The organism is Mesorhizobium sp. P3_A9 (genome assembly GCF_056402975.1).
The window spans coordinates 1-1,660 of record NZ_JBFUGJ010000641.1 but is presented as its reverse complement, the minus strand read 5'-3'; the positions used below and the strand labels follow the sequence as shown (position 1 = coordinate 1,660).

Genomic DNA, 1,660 nt, shown 5'->3' with positions numbered 1-1,660 from the left:
TCCGGGTGAGGGGGCAGCGCCTTCATCCAGCTAGGCGGTTGCACCCCTGTTCCACCCCCTGCCCCGATCACCGAACATCACATAACCAGCATCCGTCACAGCCAGCGTATCCTCAAGCTTGATGAACCCTCGCGTCGGATGGAGCATCGTCGTCTCCACCGACAGCACCATGTTCTTTTCCAGCGGTTTGGCCGCATAGGTGCCTTCATAGGTCACTGGATGGTTGGTCATCAGGAACGGCGCTTCATGCGTGATCAGCCCCATGCCGTGGGCGAAGAAATCCGTATAGGGCGCGACCTTGGATTGCTTCAGCACGCCCTCGGCATACGAAATCATGTCGCCACCCAGCGTGCCCGCCTTCACCTTCGAGAACGCCGCCTGYTGYACCGTCTCGACCTCGGCCAGCARATCGTCSAGYTCGGCATCSGGTTCCCCCAGAATGCCCATSCGGCAGAGGTCGCCGATATAGCCRTGATAATTGCCGCCGGAATCGATCGACAGCACCTCGCCCTKCTTCCACGCTTGCGGYGARGCGGCGCGGTTGTGACTGGAGCCCAGCGTCAGCAGGCARTATTCGAAATGTGCGCCGCGATTGGTCTCCTCGCGCCTGATCTGCTCGATCATCTCGGCCTTGGTCGTGCCTTCGCGCGCCCAGGCAATGGTCGCCAGCATGGAATCGGTGATCAGCTCGGAGGCCGTGCGTAGCTTCTCCAATTCCGCGTCGGTCTTGATGGCCCGCATGCTCTCGAGCATCGCAGTCGCATCGATCAGCTTGGCGTCCGGCAATGCCTTGCGGATCAGCGTGTAGGCATCCGACGGCAGGAAGCCCGGTTCGATGCCGATGCGCGCGCCGGCCTTGCCGATCTTTTGCAGATGTTCGACGGCGAAGTTGGCGGCATCGAGCGTGCCCCAGCAGGCGGCATGCAGCGTCGGCGTCCAGAACGGGTTGTTCTGATGCTCGCCGCCCTCCATGCGGTTGCCGATATAGGCCGCGTGATCCGGCCCGCCTTTTTCGTAGACGACGATCGGCAGGTAGCGGCTGTGGCCGATCGCATCCATGGCGGCGAAGAAGATGAATTTATAGCCGCCCAGCAGGTACTGTGTGTTGTGCTTGGAGGTCGCGAGCAACACATCGATGCCGGCCTCCTCCATCAGCCGGTCGACTCTCGCCTCGTCGAACGGAATATTGCTGACGGCACTCTTGCCCGGCGCAATGTTCATCTCTCTCTCCCTGAATTTGCCTGGGATCGACCTTGTTCTGCTCCCAATCCCTGGGCTTTGCGTCAAATCTGCACCATTTTGCCCACTCTGGTCTAGCCAGAAATACGCCAACTGCACGGCTGGGCAGTCACCAAGTCGTCATCCGTCGACTATCCGTCAAATCTGGTCCTACCAGATAGGTCGAATTGAGCCCGTTCTCTTGAACTGGTCCAGCGGACGAAAATTTCAAAGCCAAGCAAGGATGCGCCAATTCCGTCTCTGGCGAAACCCTCGGCAAGGCTCATAATCACCACCGCAAGAATGCCGATGCCGGCATTCGAGGGGTGTTGTCGCGCCCGACCGGGTCGCGGAGAGGACGGAGTTCGATCATGTCAGGTTTCACGATTTCCAGACGCAAAATGCTTGCCGGCTCGGCGATGCTGCTGGCCTGCTGCTGGCC

The 1,660-nt window shown here is 60.3% G+C and carries 1 protein-coding gene; it reads right to left on the bottom strand.

Annotation, left to right across the window (positions count from 1 at the left end; translation table 11 throughout):
• Positions 1-30: 30 nt before the first annotated feature.
• Complete coding sequence (locus AC1DX0_RS35575) at positions 31-1,221, bottom strand: M24 family metallopeptidase (RefSeq protein WP_477359137.1); 1,191 nt, start codon at positions 1,219-1,221, stop codon at positions 31-33.
• Positions 1,222-1,660 lie beyond the last annotated feature (439 nt).